The sequence below is a fragment of the Vampirovibrionales bacterium genome (genome assembly GCA_016712355.1).
Lineage (GTDB): Bacteria > Cyanobacteriota > Vampirovibrionia > Vampirovibrionales > Vampirovibrionaceae > JADJRF01.
On the sequence record JADJRF010000005.1, the window covers coordinates 435,625 to 457,398 of the forward strand.

Annotated in this window: 19 protein-coding genes and 1 tRNA gene; 9 read left to right on the forward strand and 11 right to left on the reverse strand. The window is 59.7% G+C overall.

Features of this window, described 5'->3' with window-relative positions; genetic code table 11:
• Positions 1 to 123: 123 nt before the first annotated feature.
• On the forward strand, positions 124 to 4,140 hold the full coding sequence (locus IPK79_03435; protein ID MBK8189481.1) for a tetratricopeptide repeat protein: 4,017 nt from the start codon (positions 124 to 126) through the stop codon (positions 4,138 to 4,140).
• A 4-nt stretch (positions 4,141 to 4,144) separates the two neighbouring features.
• A complete protein-coding gene (locus IPK79_03440) occupies positions 4,145 to 5,776 on the forward strand; it encodes a tetratricopeptide repeat protein (GenBank protein MBK8189482.1) in 1,632 nt (543 codons plus the stop codon).
• Here the strand turns inward: IPK79_03440 and IPK79_03445 are convergent.
• Positions 5,773 to 7,209 carry a hypothetical protein gene (locus IPK79_03445; protein ID MBK8189483.1) on the reverse strand — a complete coding sequence of 479 codons (1,437 nt, stop codon included), beginning with the start codon at positions 7,207 to 7,209 and terminating at the stop codon, positions 5,773 to 5,775. The genes IPK79_03440 and IPK79_03445 overlap by 4 nt on opposite strands.
• A gap of 123 nt (positions 7,210 to 7,332) precedes the next feature.
• Positions 7,333 to 8,025: a hypothetical protein gene (locus IPK79_03450; GenBank protein ID MBK8189484.1), complete on the reverse strand. Its 693-nt coding sequence runs from the start codon at positions 8,023 to 8,025 to the stop codon at positions 7,333 to 7,335.
• A 192-nt stretch (positions 8,026 to 8,217) separates the two neighbouring features.
• Here IPK79_03450 and IPK79_03455 point away from each other — a divergent pair, with 192 nt between their 5' ends.
• The 5 genes from IPK79_03455 to IPK79_03475 all read left to right on the forward strand — a co-directional run bounded on the left by IPK79_03455 (position 8,218) and on the right by IPK79_03475 (position 10,696).
• A complete protein-coding gene (locus IPK79_03455) occupies positions 8,218 to 9,060 on the forward strand; it encodes a carboxypeptidase regulatory-like domain-containing protein (protein ID MBK8189485.1) in 843 nt (280 codons plus the stop codon).
• Between the two features lie 132 nt (positions 9,061 to 9,192).
• Positions 9,193 to 9,534, forward strand: coding sequence for an STAS domain-containing protein (locus IPK79_03460; protein ID MBK8189486.1), 342 nt, complete (start codon positions 9,193 to 9,195; stop codon positions 9,532 to 9,534).
• A gap of 110 nt (positions 9,535 to 9,644) precedes the next feature.
• Entirely contained in the window at positions 9,645 to 9,884 is a 240-nt protein-coding gene (locus IPK79_03465; GenBank protein MBK8189487.1) for a hypothetical protein, read from the forward strand.
• Positions 9,881 to 10,144, forward strand: coding sequence for a sulfurtransferase TusA family protein (locus IPK79_03470; protein ID MBK8189488.1), 264 nt, complete (start codon positions 9,881 to 9,883; stop codon positions 10,142 to 10,144). Before IPK79_03465 ends, IPK79_03470 begins: the two co-directional genes overlap by 4 nt.
• A 285-nt stretch (positions 10,145 to 10,429) precedes the next feature.
• The gene (locus IPK79_03475) at positions 10,430 to 10,696 is read left to right on the forward strand and encodes a hypothetical protein (protein MBK8189489.1); all 267 of its coding nucleotides are present in this window, start codon (positions 10,430 to 10,432) and stop codon (positions 10,694 to 10,696) included.
• A gap of 21 nt (positions 10,697 to 10,717) precedes the next feature.
• On the opposite strand, the gene IPK79_03480 is transcribed toward IPK79_03475, so the two are convergent.
• Positions 10,718 to 11,626: a queuosine precursor transporter gene (locus IPK79_03480; GenBank protein ID MBK8189490.1), complete on the reverse strand. Its 909-nt coding sequence runs from the start codon at positions 11,624 to 11,626 to the stop codon at positions 10,718 to 10,720.
• On the opposite strand from IPK79_03480, the gene IPK79_03485 reads away from it, so the two are divergent.
• A complete protein-coding gene (locus IPK79_03485) occupies positions 11,625 to 12,263 on the forward strand; it encodes a dephospho-CoA kinase (GenBank protein MBK8189491.1) in 639 nt (212 codons plus the stop codon). The genes IPK79_03480 and IPK79_03485 overlap by 2 nt on opposite strands.
• A 28-nt stretch (positions 12,264 to 12,291) precedes the next feature.
• On the opposite strand, the gene IPK79_03490 is transcribed toward IPK79_03485, so the two are convergent.
• From IPK79_03490 to IPK79_03505, 4 genes are read right to left on the reverse strand one after another with little or no spacing between them, the layout of a single operon-like run.
• Positions 12,292 to 13,266: a sugar kinase gene (locus IPK79_03490; protein ID MBK8189492.1), complete on the reverse strand. Its 975-nt coding sequence runs from the start codon at positions 13,264 to 13,266 to the stop codon at positions 12,292 to 12,294.
• Positions 13,221 to 14,948, reverse strand: coding sequence for a dihydroxy-acid dehydratase (locus tag IPK79_03495; protein MBK8189493.1), 1,728 nt, complete (start codon positions 14,946 to 14,948; stop codon positions 13,221 to 13,223). The genes IPK79_03490 and IPK79_03495 overlap by 46 nt, the downstream gene beginning before the upstream one ends.
• A complete protein-coding gene (locus tag IPK79_03500; GenBank protein MBK8189494.1) occupies positions 14,945 to 15,655 on the reverse strand; it encodes a bifunctional 4-hydroxy-2-oxoglutarate aldolase/2-dehydro-3-deoxy-phosphogluconate aldolase in 711 nt (236 codons plus the stop codon). The genes IPK79_03495 and IPK79_03500 overlap by 4 nt, the downstream gene beginning before the upstream one ends.
• A gap of 21 nt (positions 15,656 to 15,676) precedes the next feature.
• Positions 15,677 to 16,318, reverse strand: a complete 642-nt coding sequence (locus IPK79_03505; GenBank protein MBK8189495.1) for a cyclase family protein — start codon at positions 16,316 to 16,318, stop codon at positions 15,677 to 15,679.
• A 97-nt stretch (positions 16,319 to 16,415) separates the two neighbouring features.
• On the opposite strand from IPK79_03505, the gene IPK79_03510 reads away from it, so the two are divergent.
• Positions 16,416 to 16,488 (forward strand) — tRNA-Ala (locus IPK79_03510).
• Between the two features lie 56 nt (positions 16,489 to 16,544).
• Here IPK79_03510 and hemG read toward each other — a convergent pair.
• From hemG to hemE, 4 genes are read right to left on the reverse strand one after another with little or no spacing between them, the layout of a single operon-like run.
• On the reverse strand, positions 16,545 to 18,005 hold the full coding sequence (gene hemG / locus IPK79_03515) for a protoporphyrinogen oxidase (protein ID MBK8189496.1): 1,461 nt from the start codon (positions 18,003 to 18,005) through the stop codon (positions 16,545 to 16,547).
• A complete protein-coding gene (hemH, locus tag IPK79_03520; GenBank protein ID MBK8189497.1) occupies positions 18,005 to 19,078 on the reverse strand; it encodes a ferrochelatase in 1,074 nt (357 codons plus the stop codon). The genes hemG and hemH overlap by 1 nt, the downstream gene beginning before the upstream one ends.
• Before the next feature lie 3 nt (positions 19,079 to 19,081).
• Complete coding sequence (gene hemN / locus IPK79_03525) at positions 19,082 to 20,488, reverse strand: oxygen-independent coproporphyrinogen III oxidase (protein ID MBK8189498.1); 1,407 nt, start codon at positions 20,486 to 20,488, stop codon at positions 19,082 to 19,084.
• Positions 20,478 to 21,521, reverse strand: coding sequence for a uroporphyrinogen decarboxylase (gene hemE, locus IPK79_03530; GenBank protein ID MBK8189499.1), 1,044 nt, complete (start codon positions 21,519 to 21,521; stop codon positions 20,478 to 20,480). Before hemE ends, hemN begins: the two co-directional genes overlap by 11 nt.
• Positions 21,522 to 21,774 lie beyond the last annotated feature (253 nt).

The following is a 21,774-nucleotide window of genomic DNA, read 5'->3' on the forward strand; positions in this document are numbered from 1 at the left end:
GCGCCAAACGAGAGAGCTTTGTTTTTTATCGGGCATAAGCGGCTGGGGGCGCGTATTTTACAAGCGTCTCAGGTCTGTTCCTTCGCCCTTGCGCTGGCAGCGTCCGTCAGTCTCGGGGGCGTCATGCCTTTGGCCAACGCTCAGGCCCCACCCCAACCCCTTGCGTCCTCAGAGACGGTTGCGCCATCTAGCGAGGAATTGATCCGCCAGCTCCAGGCGATTAGTTACCGCTATCAACAATTGCAGGGGCAGCTTGCCCAAGCCCGCGAAAGCGCTCGTCAGGCCAACGTTGAGGCATTGACGGGTCGGATTAACGAACTGACGCTCTCTGTACAGCGGCTGCAGGCTGAGAATCAGACCTTGCGGGCTCAAGCCAAGCCGGTGGCGGCTCCTGCGTCTTCATTCGACGCGGAAGAGATGAAAAAAACCTTGGCCGTACTCGATCGCCGACTGACGGACGCCCAACAAGAGCGCGACGCACTGAAATCACAGCTCGGCGCTGCGCAAGCCGCACGCTCGACTCAAGGCGAGAAGCTCTCGCAGCAAACACAAGCCCTGCAAAGCCAGATCGCCGCGCTTAACGCCGAGCGCAACACGCTGAAATCACAGCTCGACGCTGCGCAAGCCGCACGCTCGACTCAAGGCGAGAAGCTCTCGCAGCAAACACAAGCCCTGCAAAGCCAGATCACCGCGCTTAACGCCGAGCGAGACACGCTGAAATCACAGCTCGACGCTGCGCAGGCCGCACGCTCGACTCAAGGCGAGAAGCTCTCGCAGCAAACACAAGCCCTGCAAAGCCAGATCGCCGCGCTTAACGCCGAGCGAGACGCACTGAAATCACAGCTCGACGCTGCGCAGGCCGCACGCTCGACTCAAGGCGAGAGACTCTCGCAGCAAACACAAGCCCTGCAAAGCCAGATCGCCGCGCTTAACGCCGAGCGCAACACGCTGAAATCACAGCTCGACGCTGCGCAAGCCGCACGCTCGACTCAAGGCGAGAAGCTCTCGCAGCAAACACAAGCCCTGCAAAGCCAGATCACCGCGCTTAACGCCGAGCGAGACACGCTGAAATCACAGCTCGACGCTGCGCAGGCCGCACGCTCGACTCAAGGCGAGAAGCTCTCGCAGCAAACACAAGCCCTGCAAAGCCAGATCGCCGCGCTTAACGCCGAGCGCAACACGCTGAAATCACAGCTCGACGCTGCGCAAGCCGCACGCTCGACTCAAGGCGAGAGACTCTCGCAACAAACACAAGCCCTGCAAAGCCAGATCGCCGCGCTTAACGCCGAGCGCAACACGCTGAAATCACAGCTCGACGCTGCGCAAGCCGCACGCTCGACTCAAGGCGAGAAGCTCTCGCAGCAAACACAAGCCCTGCAAAGCCAGATCACCGCGCTTAACGCCGAGCGAGACACGCTGAAATCACAGCTCGACGCTGCGCAGGCCGCACGCTCGACTCAAGGCGAGAAGCTCTCGCAGCAAACACAAGCCCTGCAAAGCCAGATCGCCGCGCTTAACGCCGAGCGCAACACGCTGAAATCACAGCTCGACGCTGCGCAAGCCGCACGCTCGACTCAAGGCGAGAGACTCTCGCAACAAACACAAGCCCTGCAAAGCCAGATCGCCGCGCTTAACGCCGAGCGAGACGCACTGAAATCACAGCTCGACGCTGCGCAAGCCGCACGCTCGACTCAAGGCGAGAGACTCTCGCAGCAAACACAAGCCCTGCAAAGCCAGATCGCCGCGCTTAACGCCGAGCGAGACGCACTGAAATCACAGCTCGACGCTGCGCAGGTACACACCACCCAGCAGCAAAGCGCGATCCAGAGACTTGAATCTCAATTGGCGAATACAGCCGCCAAGTCCTCCAAAAGGGACCTCACTACGGCCTCTCAGCAGCAACTAACCACCCTTCGCGAGCAGACGCAAGCCGCCCAAGCAGAAAGTCAGGTTTTAAAGCAGGCCATTAGCTCCTTACAAGCCCAACTCAAAGCCGCCAACGCCCAGACGCCGCCGCCAGCTGAATCCTCTGAAGCCTATCAGTCCCTGAAAGCTTCTGCGGACCGCACGATCGCGGATCTACAAGCCCAACTGAAAGCCGCCAACGCACAAACCCCGCCCCCGGTTGAATCCTCTGAAGCCTATCAATCCCTGAAAGCTTCTGCGGAAAATACGATCGCGGATTTACAAGCGCAACTCAAAGCCGCCAACGCACAAACCCCGCCCCCGGTTGAATCCTCTGAAGCCTATCAGTCCCTGAAAGCTTCTGCGGACCGTACGATCGCGGATTTACAAGCGCAACTCAAAGCCGCCAACGCACAAACCCCGCCCCCGGTTGAATCCTCTGAAGCCTATCAATCCCTGAAAGCCTCTGCGGACCGCGCGATCGCGGATCTACAAGCCCAACTCAAAGCCGCTAACGCCCAGACGCCGCCCCCGGTTGAATCCTCTGAAGCCTATCAGTCCCTGAAAGCTTCTGCGGACCGCACGATCGCGGATCTACAAGCCCAACTCAAGGCCGCCAACGCCCAGACGCCGCCCCCGGTTGAGTCCTCTGAAGCCTATCAATCCCTGAAAGCTTCTGCGGACCGCACGATCGCGGATCTACAAGCCCAACTCAAAGCCGCTAACGCCCAGACGCCCCCCCCGGTTGAAACATCCGAAGCCTATCAGTCCCTGAAAGCCTTTGCGGACCGCACGATCGCGGATCTACAAGCCCAACTCAAAGCCGCTAACGCCCAGACGCCCCCCCCGGTTGAATCCTCTGAAGCCTATCAGTCCCTGAAAGCTTCTGCGGAAAACACGATCGCGGATTTACAAGCGCAACTGAAGGCCGCCAACGCCCAGACGCCCCCCCCGGTTGAAACATCCGAAGCCTATCAGTCCCTGAAAGCTTCTGCGGAAAACACGATCGCGGATTTACAAGCGCAACTCAAAGCCGCCAATGCCCAGACGCCGCCCCCGGCTGAATCCTCTGAAGCCTATCAGTCCCTGAAAGCTTCTGCGGACCGCATGATCGCGGATTTACAAGCGCAACTCAAAGCCGCCAACGCACAAACGCCGCCGCCGGTTGAAACATCCGAAGCCTATCAGTCCCTGAAAGCTTCTGCGGAAAACACGATCGCGGATTTACAAGCGCAACTCAAAGCCGCCAATGCCCAGACGCCGACGCCGGTTGAATCCTCTGAAGCCTATCAATCCCTGAAAGCTTCTGCGGCAGAACGAGAGGCGCAACTCGCCAGCGATTTAACCGCTTTAAAAGCAGAATTAACCAGCGCACAACAGGCCCTTTCGCAAGCGCAACAAACGCAGACGCCTTCTCCGGCAGCAACAGAACAACTCGCATCGCTGACGCGACAGTTAACGCAGGTTCAGCAGGAAAAAACAGCGCTTGAAGCCTCGCTCAAGTCACTGCGGCTTTCGATGGCCGCCAAACCCGGGACCTCGACTCCTGCGCCTGCAATCGCGGCCGCTTCCAGTCCTGGCTCGCCCCGCGCAGAGTCGCTCTATCAACAAGGGCTCTCAAAAGAGAAAGCCGGACAGATCGTGGACGCGACCGTGCTGTATCGTGAGGCCTTCGCGCTGGAGAAGAATAACGCGCGCTACGTCAGCGCATACGCCAACGGCTTATTGGCCGCCGGCAACGCGATGGAAGCCACTCGACTACTGGAAACCTTCGTCAGCGCTAATCCGTATGAGCTGGAAGCTTATAATCTTCTAGGCAAAACGTATTTGATGGCGAACAAACTCCAAGAAGCTGAACAGGCCTTCTCGCTGGCCATTCCCGTCAGCGTGCTGAACAATTATGCCACCACGCTTAAAAAGCTCGGACGTCTGGAGCAGGCCGAACGCGTTTATATGCTCGCCTTGGCGCTCAACCCCAATGACACGGACTTGTTGTTTAATTTGGGGAATTTATATAACGCCACCAATAATCTTCCGAAGGCGCAGGTTTCTTATGAGCAGGCGCTGACGCTCAAACCAGACTTCGCAGCGGCGCATTATAATCTGGGCTTGCTCTATTCGCGAATGGGCGATAAAGAAAAAGCCATTACGCACTTGGAGCAGTATCTGGGCTTGTCGCCCACGGCGCAAAACGCGGACGTGGTGCGCAAATATATCGTCAAGCTGAGAAGCTAGGGTGATGCGTGCTCTCTTAAGGCGCGCGCGCGGAAGCGAGGGACGAGCCACGGCAACCACCGCCGTGTGGGTTACAGCGCTGGGATTTTGGGCGCTCTCAACCAGCGCTTATGCCGACGCGCCCGCCCGGATTGTGGATATATTGGCCAACAGCGCCACGCAACGCCTGGAACTAACCGTTGAAGACGGCGCCTTTGATCCTGTCCTATCACTGGATCGTTTGCCCGATCGGCGCTTTCGACTGGTGCTGGAAGGCGACGACGCTCGCTTTGATCCTGCGCTACGCGAGCGGTTTGACGCCATTCGCGCCGCTATTATCAAGACGTTCGCTGACGTGGAGCGCGTCACGCTGGAAGAATCGCTGCCGGGGCCCGGCCCACAAGGCCGCCCGCACGTACGTATTGCGCTGGAAACGCGCTTGGCGCGAATGCCGCAAATCCGCGTCAATGCAGGGCGGACGATTTCTATCGGAGTCGATACCGCCGCCCCGCAGGCGCAAAACACTCAGAGCGTTCCTGGCGCGTCTGATCAGCCCGCACCCGCCGCCGCATCTTCAACTTCTGCCGCGCCCGCTTGGCACTCTCCCCTATTCTCGCTGGACGGTTATTTCGCCTCCAACGCAACTGGGGGTGCGCCTGACCCATTGAAAGCCGTTTGGCGACAGCGCGCAAAAGGCGAGACCGTCGCGGCGCTGGAGGCCATTCAGGCCTTTCGAAGGCAGAATCCGCGCGATCCTGTTGCTGCCCTGCTTTACGCCGAATTACAACTGGACGCCGGGCAGCGTGAAGACGCCGTGGCCGCCCTTCAAACGCTGATCACGCAATCGCCTGCATTTTACGCAGCCTGGGAGACGCTCATCCGAGAAACCCTCTCCACAGGCGGAGCCCCCTCGCGCGCGCAAGCCGACGCGCTCTTAAAGCAAGCGTTGGAATATTGGCCCGATCAAGCCGAACTCGTTTATCTGGATGGCCTGCGTTGCGAACTCGGCGGCGAAATGCAGGCGGCGGCCAACGCCTTTGAGCGAGCCCAGACGCTAGCGCCCGGGCATGACCGCGCCGCGTATCGTCTCGCCGTGTGTCTGCTGAAGCTGAACCGGACGCCTCAGGCGATTATCGCGTTGACGCGCACGCTGCGACTGAACCCGGAGAATCTCGCCGCACAAAAGGCGCTGGCCTATGCGTATCAAATCTCGGGTCGCGCTCAGGACGCGCTCGCTCTGGATCGTCAGGCCCTCAAGCCGGACGCGCTCATTAATTACGCTGGCTTGTCACTTCTTGAGGCAGAAGGCGCATCGCCCGAAGTCAGGCAAAGCGCGTTGGCCAAAACAGCGCTGTTGTACCGAGCGGCCGACGTCCTGATTCCAGTCGGCGACGACATGCGCCGCTATCTGGCGCAATCGTGCGCAGATGCGGGCTTCAAGCAAGAGGCCATCAGGCTCTATGGCGTCTATCTACAAGAAGCGCGCGCGCGCCTGACGCAGAAAGACTTGTCTTCGGACGAGCAAGCGCGTCTCACTCAGGCAATTCAAGACGCGCAAGACGCAATCGCGCAACTGGCGCCGACGCTCAGCGCGCCCGAGACAGCAAAAGACGCTGAGGTTTCGCCGCCCGCCTCACCGTCTCCCGCCTCGCCCTAGTCGCGTTTTGACGGACCTTTTCCGGCCGTCAGGTGAGAGGTCAAAGACATTTTTTGCTCGGGAAACAGCGCCGGGCGCATTAAGTCCAGAATCAACCATTGATGCGGCGTACGCGCGCCCGCCTTGGGATCGAGCGCATCGGACGTAATAAGGCGTCGGCGCGTGCGGGCGTATTCGCCGATTTCAACGTGATCAATGCCCACAAATACGCGCGCCGAGCGAATATCCATCAAAGGAAGCATGTCTTCAAAATTCTCTCGATAAGGCCGCGCGCGCGCCGGCAGAAATAACATGCTCGTTAAAGGAAAAACGCCGTCGTTATAGCGATACAAGCGTTCGTTTTTGCCCAGCGGATTCTCCGGGTCATAAGTCGGCAGATTCGCCAACTGAATATTCATGTATGAAAAAATCGAATGGACCGACACGCCATAAATCGGCAGCAACGACCCTACCACCGCGCGCGGCAAATATAGGGGCATTTTAATGATTTGGGTCACGCCCTTTTTCTTGTATTTTTCGGGATTTGTATAGGGGTTTTCCAGATAACTGGCGTAGACAATCAGCTTGCGTTTAAAAGCGTCCGTAACGGGATGTGGGTGATACGGCTCGGCGGCGCCGACCAGCATGTGCCCATACACCTCCGGCTTGCCGTATAAGGGCTTGGAACCGTCAAAGTTCTGCCAGCGAAGCCCGTCTTTCAGGTTACTTTTGCCAAAAAGATAAAGCCGATAGGCGCTGCGATCCCAAAATCGACGGATGGGCGAATGGTTCCCCGGACGCAGATATTTGGTAAACCACTCAGGGTCAAACATGGGCGACCCATGAAACGGCACGGCAATGGCAAACACGCGATCGACGCGCGCAAGCAGGGAGGGATCGCGCATGGCTTCGCTCGTAATCATCCCGCCCAAACTGTAGCAAATCAGGGTCATTGCGCGTCCCTGAACCGGGAAATCCGAGAAATAGGCGTTGGCTTCCCGCGTAAAATCTGCCGCCTGCACGGCCAACTCGTCGCTGGAATTATAGATAAAGGCGTAAAGCTTGTAGCGGGCGTTAAACGGCTTATTATCACGCGTCATGCGCCGGAACTTCTTCCACCACGAATTCTGTTGAAATTCTTCCGCGCGCCCCGGCAACAGAATCAGGGGCGTACGCCCCACGAGCGCTGTTTCATCGAATTGATACAGATGATTCAACGACTCGCGTCGACGCCACTGCACCAGCGGCATCTGCGCACGCAGACGCGCAGGCGCCATCAGGACTTTTGGCGCGTCGGCCACGAGGACAGGAGCCTGAACGACCAGCGGAATTTCCGGGACGATCGGTTTAGACGAGACGGGCTCGGTCTGGGCCATGGCAGAAAACCCGCCAACGGCGCAAAGCCACAGCAGCGCGCAGTACGCAGCGACGGCTCTTTTTACGGCAATTCGCATTCGACAGCACCCGTCCGCATGGTTGTGGAAACGCGCCCTATCGTAGCATCCCCGCCGAAGACTGTCCAAGATTCGCAGAACACGCGGGTTGAGCAACAAACGCGCTTTAAGCAATGTTATTTATTAGTAATATTCTTTTTCGTGAAAATAACCGCCCACGCACAGCATTTCCACAATTTTCAACACAAAGAGACGCGGGGCCTCTGGTTGCGCAAAATAATGCTCCTCATCACCGAGATGTCGAATGCTCATGACCGTCGGCGTTTGCGGGTCCGCTGGAATATACAGCGAGGCGATCTCATGCGTCAGTAAGTCCGAAAAATCGTGGAACGGATCATGTCGGGTTAATTCATGAAAGTCGCCGAGCAGGGCAACTATGCGGCCGGTAAATACCGGGTCCCGTCCATGGCGGTACATCGCCAAAGGCTTGGCGTTTCCGCGCGCCGTAAAACTGACCGTGTGCCACAGCAGATTCAAAATCCCGACTGAGCGATCAGCGTCGATCCGGGATTCGACGCGTTGATGCGGAATTTGCTCGGGCGCAAGCGATTTTCGAAAGCACGCGCACAGAATTTCCAGCTCGCCCAGCAGCGAATCGAACATACGGTTTGCGTTGCGCTGCGCCTGTTCGTGCTCTTGCCATTGTTTGGCCATATGACCAGCCAACGCCCCGACGCGTTCTTCCAGCAATTGCGCGGCGGCTTGCGGGGTCGCCCCCGCCGGACTGATTAAAGGCGGCGCGACGCGGCGCGACGTTTCAGCGGGCTGCAAAAGCGAATGTCTCAGGGATCCTGCGCGTTTTCCAACGTCTTCCATCCGGCGGTGGTCTCTCTCTCAGGCGGCTGTGGCAAGCGCGCAAATATCGCTATCCCGAACGAAACGGACGCATTCAACAGCGTCGCAATGGTCTTTATTGTATCAGGAAATGCATCGGCGAAGAAACGCCCTATACTTTCGATTGGAAGCATGCCTGCCAACAGGAAAACGACTTTTCGGGAGACTCGCGTCATGCGCTTGCGACTTACCTTACGGATACTCGCCAGCCTCACGGCCTTCGGGGTCACGTTATCGCTTTTAGCGTTCAGCGCTGCCTCTCGGGTTTATTCCGGCGGCATTCAGCAAAACGCCGTTCTGGAGGCGCCAACGCGCAACGCCAACGCCTCAGATACCATCAGCGGGATCGTCGTGGCTCGCGAGTCCGGCGCGCCGGTTCGCGGGGCAGTGGTCAGCGTTCCCGCCCTCAATCGTTCGACTGTTAGCGGCGCCGACGGGCGATTTTCTCTGAGCGGCCTCCCACAAGGCCAACGCTTTATTCTGAATATCGCCAAAACCGGGTTTTCTCCTGAAAGCTTGACCCTGCAGAGCGGCATTAATGCAAAAGGGCCGTTGAGAGCCACGCTCAGCGCCAGTTCGGGCGTTCTGGCGCTCGACAACGTCTGGCGCCATCTGGGCGATAATCGTTATTCGACGCGTTCAGCGGGGGCCAGCGCCTTTCGCCTCGATGCGGGCGGACCCGCCATCCGCCTGCCTTTCTCGACCGCAGGCGTCACGCTGTCGCGCGCGCCGATTCTGCGCATTGGCGCGGTATTAGGGCTGGATACCGAAGCCGCCCATGCGGCAGGACAAAGCCGCTTACGTATCTCTAGCAGTCCCGCGCAAATTTTACTGAATGGCCGCGTCATTGGCGAGCTGGCGCTCAACGGCTCTGGGCAATCGTTCCAGACGCCGCCGGGTCTGATCATCCCAAACGGAATGAACCTGCTGGAGATTCGCTCCGGCTACCAGCTGCCGCTGAGCGACCCGATTGATTTTGACGACTTTGAATTCATGACCCTGACGCTGTCGCTGTAATCGCCGCGCGTCCCCACGCAATCATCTGGATGAGGGACGACGCATTCCTGCGCGATGATTATGATAAGATGAGTCGTGAGAGCGCCCCTTTTCGGGGCATTGCAAGTCGTGTGAAAGGTCAGGCTGCCGCCCATGGAGTTGGAACATCGCCTCGTCGATGGTTGCGCCGTCGTCGAAATCAAAGAAGATCGCTTTGAATATCCCAAAACCCAAGTGCTCAAAAACTACGTCCTGCGTTTGCTGGAAGAAGGCGTTCAGCACGTCACCCTCAATTTAACCAATGTTCAAATGCTCGACAGTTTTGGCATTGCGGTGTTCATCTCTATTTTAAAGGCCTGCAAAAAGAATGGGGGCAACCTCACGCTGTTTGGCCTGAATACGCAGGTCACGCACCTGATGGAACTGACGCGCATGGATCGCGTGTTGGATATCTGGGAAAGCGAAAGTCAGGCCGTCGCTCACGCGCGCGATTAACTGGCTTTTGCAGCTAAAAGAAGCCTGTTTCGCCGTTGAATGCAGACGCCGCTTTTTTTGATTACGCGTGCCCGCTATGCGGCGCGCCATTTTGTGAGCGCGTCCAACTGATGAACTTCGCCGTGGGCGTCATCGACGACCCCACGTGTTTAAGCTGCCTTGGCAAGGAATTTCAGCGTTCAGAAGCCGCCATGGCGGCTTACTGCTGGCGCTATATTCAGCAGCGCGAGTGCTTTTTGACGCCATGGCAAGCGTTTGATCCGTCCCCATGTCCTCGCCGAGAAGGATTAAACGCCGACTGCCCCTGCGATCGCGAGGCGACGCCCGGCAACGAGACACCCCTGCCATGACCCAGCCACCTGAAATACCCGCCCGCGTGCTGGATCTCCGGCAAGAGAAATGCCCGCTCAATTTTGTCAAAGCCTCGCTCGCACTGGAGAAACTCAACGCAGGCGAAATTCTGGAAGTCTGGGTCTTGGCCGACTCCGAATCGGCGCAACGCCTGCCAGCGAGCTTTCGCCAAGAAGGCCGCGAGATTGCCGCCATTTGCAAAAGTGACGCCGACACCCTGCGCATTTCAATCCGCCAAACGGCGTCGCCCGCCGGGTGAGGAGAGCACCCCCGGACTGTCCAAACGGGCAGTGAAAAAATCCTCCTTATCAACAGACCGAAAAACCGCTACAGTAGAAAAACGCTTCTGACGAAATATACGCGCGAGCGCCTATTCGCTCTTCAGTCCCTCTGCATCGAGACGGCTTTTATTTCTGCGCTTTTGTCACAAAGGTAGGCAAATAGCGGCTCATAACGCAACAAATCTGGCTGTTTCGTTTTTATATCAGTAGATGCGTCAAAACGGGGCAGTTTTCAATCAGAGTCCAGCGTGGGAGATATCATCATGAGTTACGCCAGCGTCGAACAGGACGTCGCCATGAATGCCGACGTGCGAAAAAGTCTCAATCGCGTCCTCGCCATGACCGGCGGCATTCAGTCGGGCGCCAAAATATATGACGATCGTCACGGCTATCAGGTGCATCAGCTGGAAGACGGACGCCGCATCGTGTTCCGGTTTTTTCCCAATCTCTCTACGTTTGTGGACCTGCCCGATGGCACCCGCATTACCATCTTCCCGGACGGGCGCGCGTCAAAGCCTTACGTTCGCTAGACCGATTTATTTGCAGCGCTTCTATTCGTGCGGATCGCCATACCCGGGTTCTCGACGCGCCAGCAAGACTTCCTGCCAGCCAATGAGGCGCTTGAGCCAGGCGTGGCCCAAATAGAGAAATGGCGTAATCAGCGCGACAAGGGCGAATTTCCACACGTAGTTGCTTAAGGCCAATTGGCCCATTGCCTCTATCGAAAGCTGCCCCCAGAAGGCGACAGCGGTGACGATCAGTGAATCAAACAACTGGGAAATTACGGTCGAGCCTTGCGCGCGCAGCCATAGAAAGCGATGCCGCGTCCAGGCGCGAAACACATGGAAAATCTGGATATCGAGCAGTTGCCCCACCAGATAGGCCGCCAGCGAAGCGACAATCATACTGGTGTACAGACCGGAGAAATGGGTGAATTCCGCCCCGCTCAGCGGTGATCGCGGATCAACAGGCAGCGCGCGCGCCAGCGTAAGACAGCCATAAACCAGCACCGAAACCGCAAAGCCGATAATCGTCACCAGCCGCGCGGCCTGCCGCCCGAAAAACTCGTTGAGCAGGTCGGTTAACAAAAACGTCACCGGAAACGGAATGATCCCCGCCGACAACAGCGCCGTCGGCCCCCACGGCGTCGCCACGCGAAACAGCAGCGAGCCGATGAGATTGGCAATAATGAGACACGCTACGAAAATAGCCGTCATCCACAGAAAAACGGTCTGATTGGCGGGCATATCCGGCGGCAGACACCACGCGCACGCCTCACGCAGCGCCGACGTCCAGCGGGCGCGCCTAATCGAACAAAAGGCCGTATCGTCCATGCGGGCTATTGTAGCGAAAAGAAATGCAAGGCGGGTCGACGCGCGCACGTTTTGCGTTTTGCGCGTCACGGCCTTGTTGTGGTACATCTGGTACACGCGCCGCTTGTAAGGAGTTCCCTTCGCCATGACCCAACCCGTCGTCCAGCCCGCCGCTTCCGCGACCGCGCCGCTCACCGTCAAACGCATTTCGCTCACCGGCGGCATCGCGTGCGGCAAGTCGGTCGTTCGCGAGATTCTGGATTCGTACAACGTTCCCGTCATTGACGCCGACGAACTGACGGCCGAAGTCTACCAGCGCGACGAAGAGCTCAAGGCCAATATCCGCGACGCCTTCGGCGCAGACGTTTTTGGCGACGACGGGCAAGTGGATCGCAAAAAACTGGGTAACCGCGTCTTCTCCGATACCGCCTCGCTGCAACGCCTGGCCGGATGGATTCATCCCAAGGTCGCCCCGCAGATTCAAAGCTTTTTCGAGTCACACAACGATCAAAAACTGGCCGTCGCCGTGATTCCTGTCTTATTTGAATATGGCCTGGAAGACGAGTACGACGAGATCTGGGTGGTGAAGGCCACGCGCGATCAGCAAATCGTGCGGCTGATGACCCATCGCGGCTTCAACCGGGAAGAGGCCGAAGCGCGCATCAATATTCAACTGCCGCTGCCCAGCAAGGTCGTACAGGCAGATTTCGTTATCGACAACAGCGGCGCTTTGGCGCAGACGCGCCAACAGGTGCAGAAAAAGCTTCAGCAAATGGGCTGGTAAGCCCTAAACTGACACTCGCTGGTAAGCCCTAACTGGCGCTCATCGAAAAGGCCCGCGAATACACTGACTCGCGGTTGGGCAGCGACTTTAACGCTCCGTCGCGCTGAACCTTCAGACCGGCGGCGGTGATGCCCAGTCGCGCGCAATCCAGCAAGCTGCGGCCCGTGGCCAATCCGTGCAGAAACCCCCCATTAAACGCGTCGCCCGCGCCGGTCGGGTCTACAACGCGATCGATCTTAAGCGCGGGGACGTGCTCAATCTGACGCCGAAACCCCAGATAACAGCCCTGCTCACCCGCCTTGGCAACCACCAACGGCACGCCCTTGTACCAGAAGTATTCCACGACCTGATCAAGCCGGTGCAGGCCAATCGTCGGCTGCGTATCATCCGGCACCGTCGGCATGATGACATCGACGTAAGGCAACAGGCCTTCCATAGCGTCAAACGCCTCGGCGCGATTCTTCCACAGGCGATTGCGGAAATTCGGGTCGAAGACTGTCATGATCTTGCGCTCACGGGCCATGGCAAATGCCTTGTAGACGGCCTGGCGCATCGAAGGCGATAAGCCCAGCGTGACCCCCGTCGCGTAGACCATTTTGAGCGATTCGAACAAACGCGGGGTGATATCGCGCTCGCCAATCATCGAGGCGGCGCTGCCCTTGCGGTAGTAAAGAAACTCGCGATTCCCGTTCTCTTCCTGGGCGATGAAATACATCCCGGTAAAACCGCCTGTAATCTTGCGCGAGGGGCGCGTGTCCAGCCCTTCCATCAAAAACAGCTGCTGCAAGCCAAAAGCAAACGGATCGTCGGCCAGCCCGGTCAGGAAACCAACATGGGAGCCGAGGCGCTTGGCCATCACCGCCGTATTCAGGGCGTCGCCCGCGTAAGCTTTGGAGAATTCCTCGGCGTAGCGGATTTCTCCGCGGCTTGAAAATTCCACCATGGCCTCGCCAATGCTCAGAATGTCGATAATCCGCCTCCTTCCGGGGCCGAAAGCGCCCACCGGGCGTATGCGCCTAATAAGCCGCCGCGATGCCTCGCAGGCGGGGGCGTCCATCGCGCGCGTCGTTGCGCCAGAGCTTGGGCGACGCGTTCATGCGAACTCTCCAGACTGCCTACCCCTATTATATGCAAAGATCCGGCGTCCCGATCAAACGCCACGCCGTCGCCGTCTTCAATCAGGGCGATCGGTCCGCCGCGCATGGCTTCTGGCGCGACATGACCAATCACCGGCCCGCGCGACGCGCCCGAAAAGCGACCGTCGGTCATCAGCGCCACGCTTTCGCACAGGCGCGGATGCGACGCAATGGCCTCGGTCACGTAGAATTGTTCAGGCATACCGCTGGCCGCCGGGCCCTCATAGCGGATAATCACGGCGTCGCCCGGCTGAATCGCGCCACTGTGAATGGCCGCCAACGCATCGGCGGAAGCGTCGAAAACCCGCGCGCGTCCGGCAAAGCGTCGCATGGATTCCGGCAGCGCTGAGGTTTTCATCACCGCGCCCTCCGGCGCGAGCGTACCGAATAAGGCCAGCAAGCCGCCGCACGGACGCAGCGGCGCATCGCGACAAGCAATCACCTCTTCGGGTCGCAAGCCATGATTGGCGAGCAAAGCCGCCTGCGCCTGGAAATATCCCGCCGCCTGCAAGGCGTCCAGATTATCGCCCAGCGTCCGGCCGGTTACCGTCATCGCGTCGAGTCGCAGCCATGGGCGGATTTCCTGAAACACGCGGTAAGCCCCGCCCGCCTTCCACAGCACATTCGCGTTAAAACGACCTGAGGGCTTCACGTTGAGCAGAAACGGCACTTCGCGATTGATTGCATTGACCGCCTCATACGAGAACGCCAGCCCCGCTTCACGCGCCAGCGCCGCCAGATGCAACAGGGCGTTGGTCGAGCCGCCGCAGGCCGCATGTAAGGCCAACGCATTATGAATCGCCGCATCGGTGACGATCCGCCGAGGCGTCAGACCCGCGTCGATCAGGGCCATCAACTGGCGTCCCGCCTCACGCGCGTTCTGGCGCAGCGCGTTGAGATGGGCAGGAATCAGCGCAGCGCCAGGCAGTGCCAGGCCTAAGCCTTCGCAGAGCAACTGCATGGTCGCCCCCGTCCCGAAAAAGGCGCATGTGCCCGCAGAAGGACAGACAGACATCTGAAGACGGCGAAACGCGGGCGCATCCAACTCGCCACGGGCCAGTTGCGCTGCCGCCGCGCCCACGCCTTCCAGCGTCATGCCGTCTGGGCCCGAATCCATCACCCCGCCGGGAACCACAATGGCGGGCAGATCCAGACGAACGGCGGCGATTAAATGAGCCGGAACCGCTTTATCACCGCCTGGCAGAAACGCCACGCCGTCAAAATGCCCCGCCTGAGCATGCATTTCGCACGCCATGGCAATCACTTCGCGAGAAGCCAGGGAATAATCCATGCCGGGAGAGCCCTGCGCAATGCCGTCGCAGATATCCGTACAGCGGTAATGCGCAGGCGAGCCGCCCGTCGTCACCACGCCGCGCTCGACATCTTTTGAAAGCGCCTCCAGATGCGACGAGCAGGGATGCGAATCGCCTGCCGTCGCTTCAATTAAGACCCACGGCTGATTCGTATCGTCTTCACTCCAGCCGCAACCGACCCGCAGAGCATCCGCCTCGGGAGCGATGGCGCGGCGAGCGGCGCTACGACGCGTCATCGTTTGGGGAGCGCCAATTGCTGACGATAGCGATCTCGACGTCTAATCAACGTTTGAGCGCGTTTTCGTAACTCCCCTTCATTACGCTCGCCGATCGCCTGGACAGGAGCCAGACAGCCGCCCAGGCCGACGGTCAGCGCGCCTTGATCCAGATATTCAGTAAAATCCTCCAGCGTGACGCCGCCGGTCGGAATCAAGGGCAATTCGCCCAAGGGCTCATGCAGGGCCTTCAAAAACGCCGCCCCGCCCGCTTGCGCCGCCGGGAACACCTTCACCGCAGGCGCGCCCAGCGAAAACGCGCGCATGATCTCGGTCGGCGTGAAGGCCGCCGGAAAGTACGCAACGCCCGCCTCGTGCGCCCAGCGAATCAGAGCCTCGTCGAGAACAGGCGAGACGAAAAATCGCGCGCCCGCCTCTCGCATCGCCTGCGCCTGATCGATGGACAGTAACGTCCCGGCGCCGAACAGCGCCTGAGGATACTGCGCCGCCAGATTCTGCGTCACGAGCGCGGCGTCGGGCACGGTGCAGGTGATTTCAATGGCGTTGACCCCACACTCCAAGAGAATTTCCGCAGCCCATTGCGCGCCATCGGGCGTATAGGCGCGAATAACAGCGATCGCCTGTTCTTGCCGCAACGCCTCCAGAAGCGCCGCATGGCGCGCGGCAGCCGTTTCCCGCATTTCGAGCAATCCCGGTAATTCCAGCATGGTCAACATCCCTCCTCGCGCTTACGCCATTGAAGACAGGGGCCGCAGAATGGCCCGAGCCGGTGCGCCGTCGGCGCCGACAAGCGCCAGCGGCAGGCACGTCAGGTCGTAGTCGCCCGCTGTGGCCTGCGCCAAGTATAAACCCTCCAGCAGCGCCACGCCAGCGCCGAGCAAGCGTTTATGACACGGCGCGCCCACGCTGTCGAAGGCTTCTACTGACAAATAGTCAACGCCAATCAGGCGAACGCCGCGAGCGATGAGAAAATCTGCCGCCGCCAGAGACACATAGACAAAATTTTCATGAAAAGGTTCATGGAACCAGGGACGCGCGCTGTTTTTCGTTTTAAAGAGCGCGCGCGACACGCCCGCCCAGTCGAAGGCCTCCAGCTCCTCAACGGTGATGGCGCAGGGATCCGCAATCTCGAAAACGCGCGCCGGACCAACGAAAATCGACAGTGGCATCTCATCCAGCGTCTGACCGTCAGGCAGAAAATGGCAAGGAGCGTCTACATGCGTCCCCGTATGCGAGCCCAACGACAAGCGGCTGACGGTAGCCGGGTCGCCGCGGGCGATATCAAGCGCGCGATACGCCTCAATGGGGGGATCGCCGGGCCAGACAACCAGACGCCCGTCGATGGGAGCCGAAATATCCAGAAGGGTCATCGCGCGCCGCCTGTCCGAACAAAGACGCTTTGCGACCTGAAGAGCCTCTGGCGCCGGGCGTCGGTTGCGGGTATAGTGGGAGCGTTCACCCGGTTGTGGGGGCGTAGCTCAGCTGGTAGAGCATCTGCTTTGCATGCAGAGGGTCGGCGGTTCGAGTCCGCTCGCCTCCACAGGGGTTCTCCGCCCATTGACAGGGCGAACGGTTCAGACCCGGCGCGCGATTGGCTCATAAAACGGCGCTCGCTGCGGGGTGAGATTGCAGAAACGCTTGGGCCTGAGCGGCGACGCGATGGGCTTCGCGGACGCAATCGTTGACCGAGACGCCGTTCAGGTAATTCCCCGCCAGAAAAACGCCTGGAAGCGCTGCCAGCGAATGACGCAGCGATTCCACCCGCGCCGGATGACCCACCACCGCTTGCGGAATAGCGCGCCGCCAGCGCGTCATAGTTTGAAAAACAGGCCGAAGCGGCTGAGGACAGTGAAAAACACCTGAGATATCGGCCAAGGCGGCATTGGCCAGCATGGCATCGTCCCAGTCGGCCAGCTCAGGGTCGCACATCCCGCCGATAAAGGCGCTAAGAAGCGCGTAATCTTGCGGGGCGCGGTTGGGAAACAGGGCGCTGGCCCAAATAGCGCCCAACGTGCGAACGCCTTCCCCGCGCGGAATCAGACATCCGAATCCGTCGAGCGCATGCGGAATGGCCGCGCGTTCCACTCCCAGATGCGCCACGCTGACCGACGCATACGGAATCGACGCGAGGAAATCTCTCGGCGCAGCCGGTAACAGCCCGCCCAAGAGACGCCCCGCCGTATCAGCGGGCGTGGCCAGAATCACCGAACGCGCGTCGAACGAGCGTCCATCCGCCAGCGTGAGCCGATAACCGGCCTGGGGCTGTCGCAGCGATTCCAGCGCAATCACGGCGGCCCCGCTTAGCACGGCGTGCGCGGGCAACGCGGCGGCCAGCGCGTTAGGAAGCGCCTCCATGCCGCCCTCAAAGCTATAGAGAGCAGATTCCGAAGGATCCTGGCCTTTGCGTCCGGCAGAAGGCGAGGCCGGTTTCTTCTGAGAAAATCTCGCAGCGAGCGCCCCGCTGACAAAACCGCCGTACTGACGCTCCCACGCCGCCAGCTTGGGGAAAACCGCTTGCGCGCTCAGCGTTTCGGGATCCCCCGCATACACGCCAGCCAAAAAAGGATTAATCACCGCCGCCAGCGCTTCGGGTCCCAGACGTCGGCGCATCAGGCTGGCCACGCTTTCGTCATCGCCCGTTCGCCGCGCAGGTTGAGCCGGTTCGCAGAGCAGGCGCGCCTTGCCTTGCAGGCTCAGCAAAGGCGATTTAATAAACGCGCCCAGCGACGTTGGGAGGGCGAGCAAGCGCTGATGCCGATAAATATAGCGGTTTTTCGCTTGCGACGATGCGCCGCAGGGCGTCAATCCCAGCGTTTGCGCAAGGCCTCGAATGGCATCGGCAGATTTCAAAAACGTATTGGGCCCGGCCTCGGTTTGAAACCCCTGTTCCCGAGCCGACTGGATTACGCCGCCTACGCGCGCAGCGCTCTCCAGCAGACGAATCCGGGCGCCCGTCTGTGACAGACCGAAGGCGACAGTCAGCCCACTAATGCCGCCGCCGACAATGATCGCGTCATAAAACGTCTCAGAAAGAGGCTCAGGAGAATGGCTCATCATCACGATTGCCCTTGCGTCGATACAACCGGCATGGAAAACGCATCGCGCCAACGGTTCATCACGCGCTCGCGCGTCAGAGCGGCCAGCAGTTCGATAAAATCGGCATGGGCATTCATCACCGGCGCGCGGGCGCAGCGCGACACTCCCAGACGGCGCGCCATCGGCAACGCTTCTTCGTCTAGCTCCACCAGCGTTTCGATGTGATCCGAAACAAAACTGATTGGGACTGTCAGGATATTGTCAGCTCCGCGCGCCGCCGCCTGACTCAGCGTCTCCAGCGTGGACGGGGCCAGCCAGGGCATGCGCCCGACTTTGCTTTGATAGGCCATCGTCCAGGGATTTCGCGGGAAATAATCTCTCATGACCCGATGCGCACAGCGATCGAGATGCGTCGCGTACGGATCGCGCGTGCGCCGAACGTGAGAAACCGGCAGACTGTGCGCGCTAAACAGAATCGTGACCGCTTCCGCCGGACACGTCCAGTCGTACGCCTGTAATCCTTCCTGAATGCGCGCCGCCAGCGCCGCCAGATAAGCAGGACGTCGGCAGTATCCGGCAATGATGGAAAGCGGGGTCTGCGCTAACGGACTTTGAGCGAGCGCCGCGCGCAGGGCTTTAACGCTGGAGCCCGTCGTCGTGTAAGAAAAATGCGGGTACAGCGACAGCGCCGCCAGATGCGTCACGCCGTCTTGCGCCATCAACCGGACGACTTCCTCAGAGAAGGGGCGCCAGTAGCGCATCGCGACATAGACGCGCGCATCCAGCCCGCTGGCCGCTAACGCCTGTTGCAGCGCCTCAGCCTGAAGGCGCGTCAACGGCAACTGCGGCGATCCGCCCCCCATTCGCGCATAGGCGGCTTCGGCCAGCGCGCCGCGTCGCCATACAATCCAGCGGGCCAAGGCCGGTTGCAGCAGTCGGCTCAGCGGCAGCCGAATAATGTCGGGGTCGCTGAATAAATTACGCAAAAACGGCCGCACGCTGGCGCGATCATCGGGCCCGCCCATATTCATCAACACCACGCCTAGTCGCGCCGGCGACGTCGGGACGTTGACGTGAGAAGCGTGCGCGCCCATCGCCTAAAGCGTCCTCGAGAACGTCGGTCGTTGCGCGTTCAGGGTCTGTTCGCGCAAATAGGCGTCAAACGGCATGGCGACATTGCGGCTGAACAAGCGACCCAAAGGCGTCAGGGTCAGTCCATCCGAGTCCAGCAGCAGCAGGCCGTCCTCAGCCATCGGGGCCAAGGCGGCCAGCGCGTCGGCGAAATGCATCGACGCCGAAACATTGAAGCGACGGGCCATCTCAGCAAAATCCAGCCGCCCCAGACACAGAATCCGATTAATTGTCCAACGCCTCAGCCGGTCTTCGTCGCTGAGTCGACACCCGCGATGCGCAGGCAGGCGCCCGGCGTCGACCGCCTCATAATATGCTGACAGTTTTTTAACGTTTTGCGCATACGCCCCGCTCAACCCGCTAATGGCACTGACGCCCATGCCGTAGAGATCGCAGCCGTCTCCAGCTTTGGTGGTATAGCCCATAAAATTGCGCGACAGGGTTCCTTCGCGCCGCGCCACCGCAAGTTCGTCTTGCGGGCGGGCGAAATGATCCATGCCAATAGATTCATAGCCCGCCTCTGTCAGCCGGGCGACCGCGTGCGCCAGAATCTCAAATTTCACGTCGCCCGACGGCAGGCTTTCAACCGGGATTTTGTTCTGATGCGGGCTGATCCAGGGCACATACGCGAAGTTATACAGCGCCAGCCGATCAGGGGCCAACGCCAGCACTTCGCTGAGCGTACGATCCATGGTGTCCACGCTCTGATGAGGCAAGCCGTAGATTAAATCAATATTCACCCCGCCAAAACCCAGCGCGCGCGCATGCGATATCAGGGCGCCGGTTTCGTCGACGGTCTGTATCCGCTCGACGGCTTGCTGCGTCTGCGGATTGAAATCCTGCACGCCCAGACTGACGCGATTAAAGCCCAGTTCGCGCAGCGTATCGAGCTGTTCACAGGTCGTAACGCACGGATCGATTTCGAGACTGATTTCCGCCTCAGGCGCCAGCGAAAAACGGCTGGCGATTCGCTGAAACAAGCGCCGCATTTGATCGCTCGACAGATACGTCGGCGTCCCGCCGCCCCAATGCAATTGAACTACCGGTCGATCCGGCGCTATCAACGCCGCCAGCTGGTCGATCTCGCGAAACAAGTAACCCAGATAGCGCTCAGCCTGATCGCGCTGGCGCGTGACGATGACATTACAACTGCAAAAAAGGCAACGATGCTCGCAAAACGGCAAATGCGTATATAGCGACAGCGTTCCGGTATAATCCGGCGAATCCGGCGCGTTGCTCTGGCGGATATGCGCCTCAAAGTCCGCCGCGTCAAAAGACTCTGTCCACATCGGCGCAGTCGGATAACTCGTATAACGCGGCCCGCTGGCGTCGTAGCGGCGCAGCAGCGCAGCCGACGGCGAATTAAACGCCATGGCTTGCGCCTGTGGCCAATAACCGCGCGCTGTCACGAATGGTGTCGACCAGCAGGCGGACGTTCTCTCGGGGCGTTTGCGGTAACAGCCCATGGCCCACATTGGCAATAAAGCCGCGTGCGCCGCCTTCTGACAATAACTCCAGCGCCAGGCCGCGCACCACGTCAGGACCTGCCAGCAGGGCGACAGGGTCCAGATTCCCCTGTAGCGCCAGATTCGGTCCCAGCCGGGCCCGCGCGTCGCTCAACGGCGTCAACCAGTCGACGCTGACGCAATCGACCCCGGTTTGCGCCATAGCTTCCAGCAGATGCGGCGAGCCGTTGACGTACAGCGTCACCGGCGCTTTGTCGCCAATGGCCTCGACAATACGCGCGACAGACGGTTGAATAAATGCGCGATACGTCGGCGCATCGACAATCCCGGCCCAGGTGTCGAATAACTGAACGGCTTGGGCGCCCGCCTCGATTTGGGCGCCAAGATAGGCGATAATTGTCTCGCTAAGCTTGTCGAGCAGTTGCCGTAACACGGCCGGCTCGTTATAGAGCATCTGTTTCAGATGCATAAAATGCCGCGAGCCGCCGCCTTCAATCATGTAGGCGGCCAGTGTCCAGGGCGCGCCTGCAAAACCGATGAGCGCCGTCTGGGGCTGCTGGCGCAGTTCGTGACGCAGCAGTCGCAGCAGATCGCCCACAAATCCCATACGGGCGTGCGGATCGGGAATGGCTAATCGCGCTACGTCTGCCGCCGAGCGCACAGGCGTCTCAAAACGCGGACCGCCATCGCCAAAATGCAGGGTCATGCCCATGGCTTCACACGGGATTAAGATGTCGCAAAACATAATCACGGCATCGACGTCAAAGGCGCGCAGGGGCTGAAGCGATACTTCTGCCGCCAGTTCCGGCGTCTTACAAAGCGTCAGAAAATCTACCCGGCTGCGAATAGCCTGATACTCATCCATATAACGCCCGGCCTGTCGCATCAACCACACAGGCGGACGCGCCAAAGGTTCTCGCGCCAAAGCCCGCAGCAGCAAAGGGGCCTGAGAATCAGCGGGAGAAACGGCGTCTAGCGGCGTCACAGGAAGAATCCTTTGCGGGGAGGCGGTCAAAGGGAACGGTCAGGGGACTGGGCAATTGAGCATGGCACGCGCGGGTCTGGTTGCGCGCCCGTAATACCCAGACGCTCCGGGCTTATTTTACCTCAAAGGCCGGGATTTCGTTGAGACATCCGGCGGATATCCTTTCTATAAAAGGGTTTTCAGCTCTTAACAGTTGGATAAAATAGAC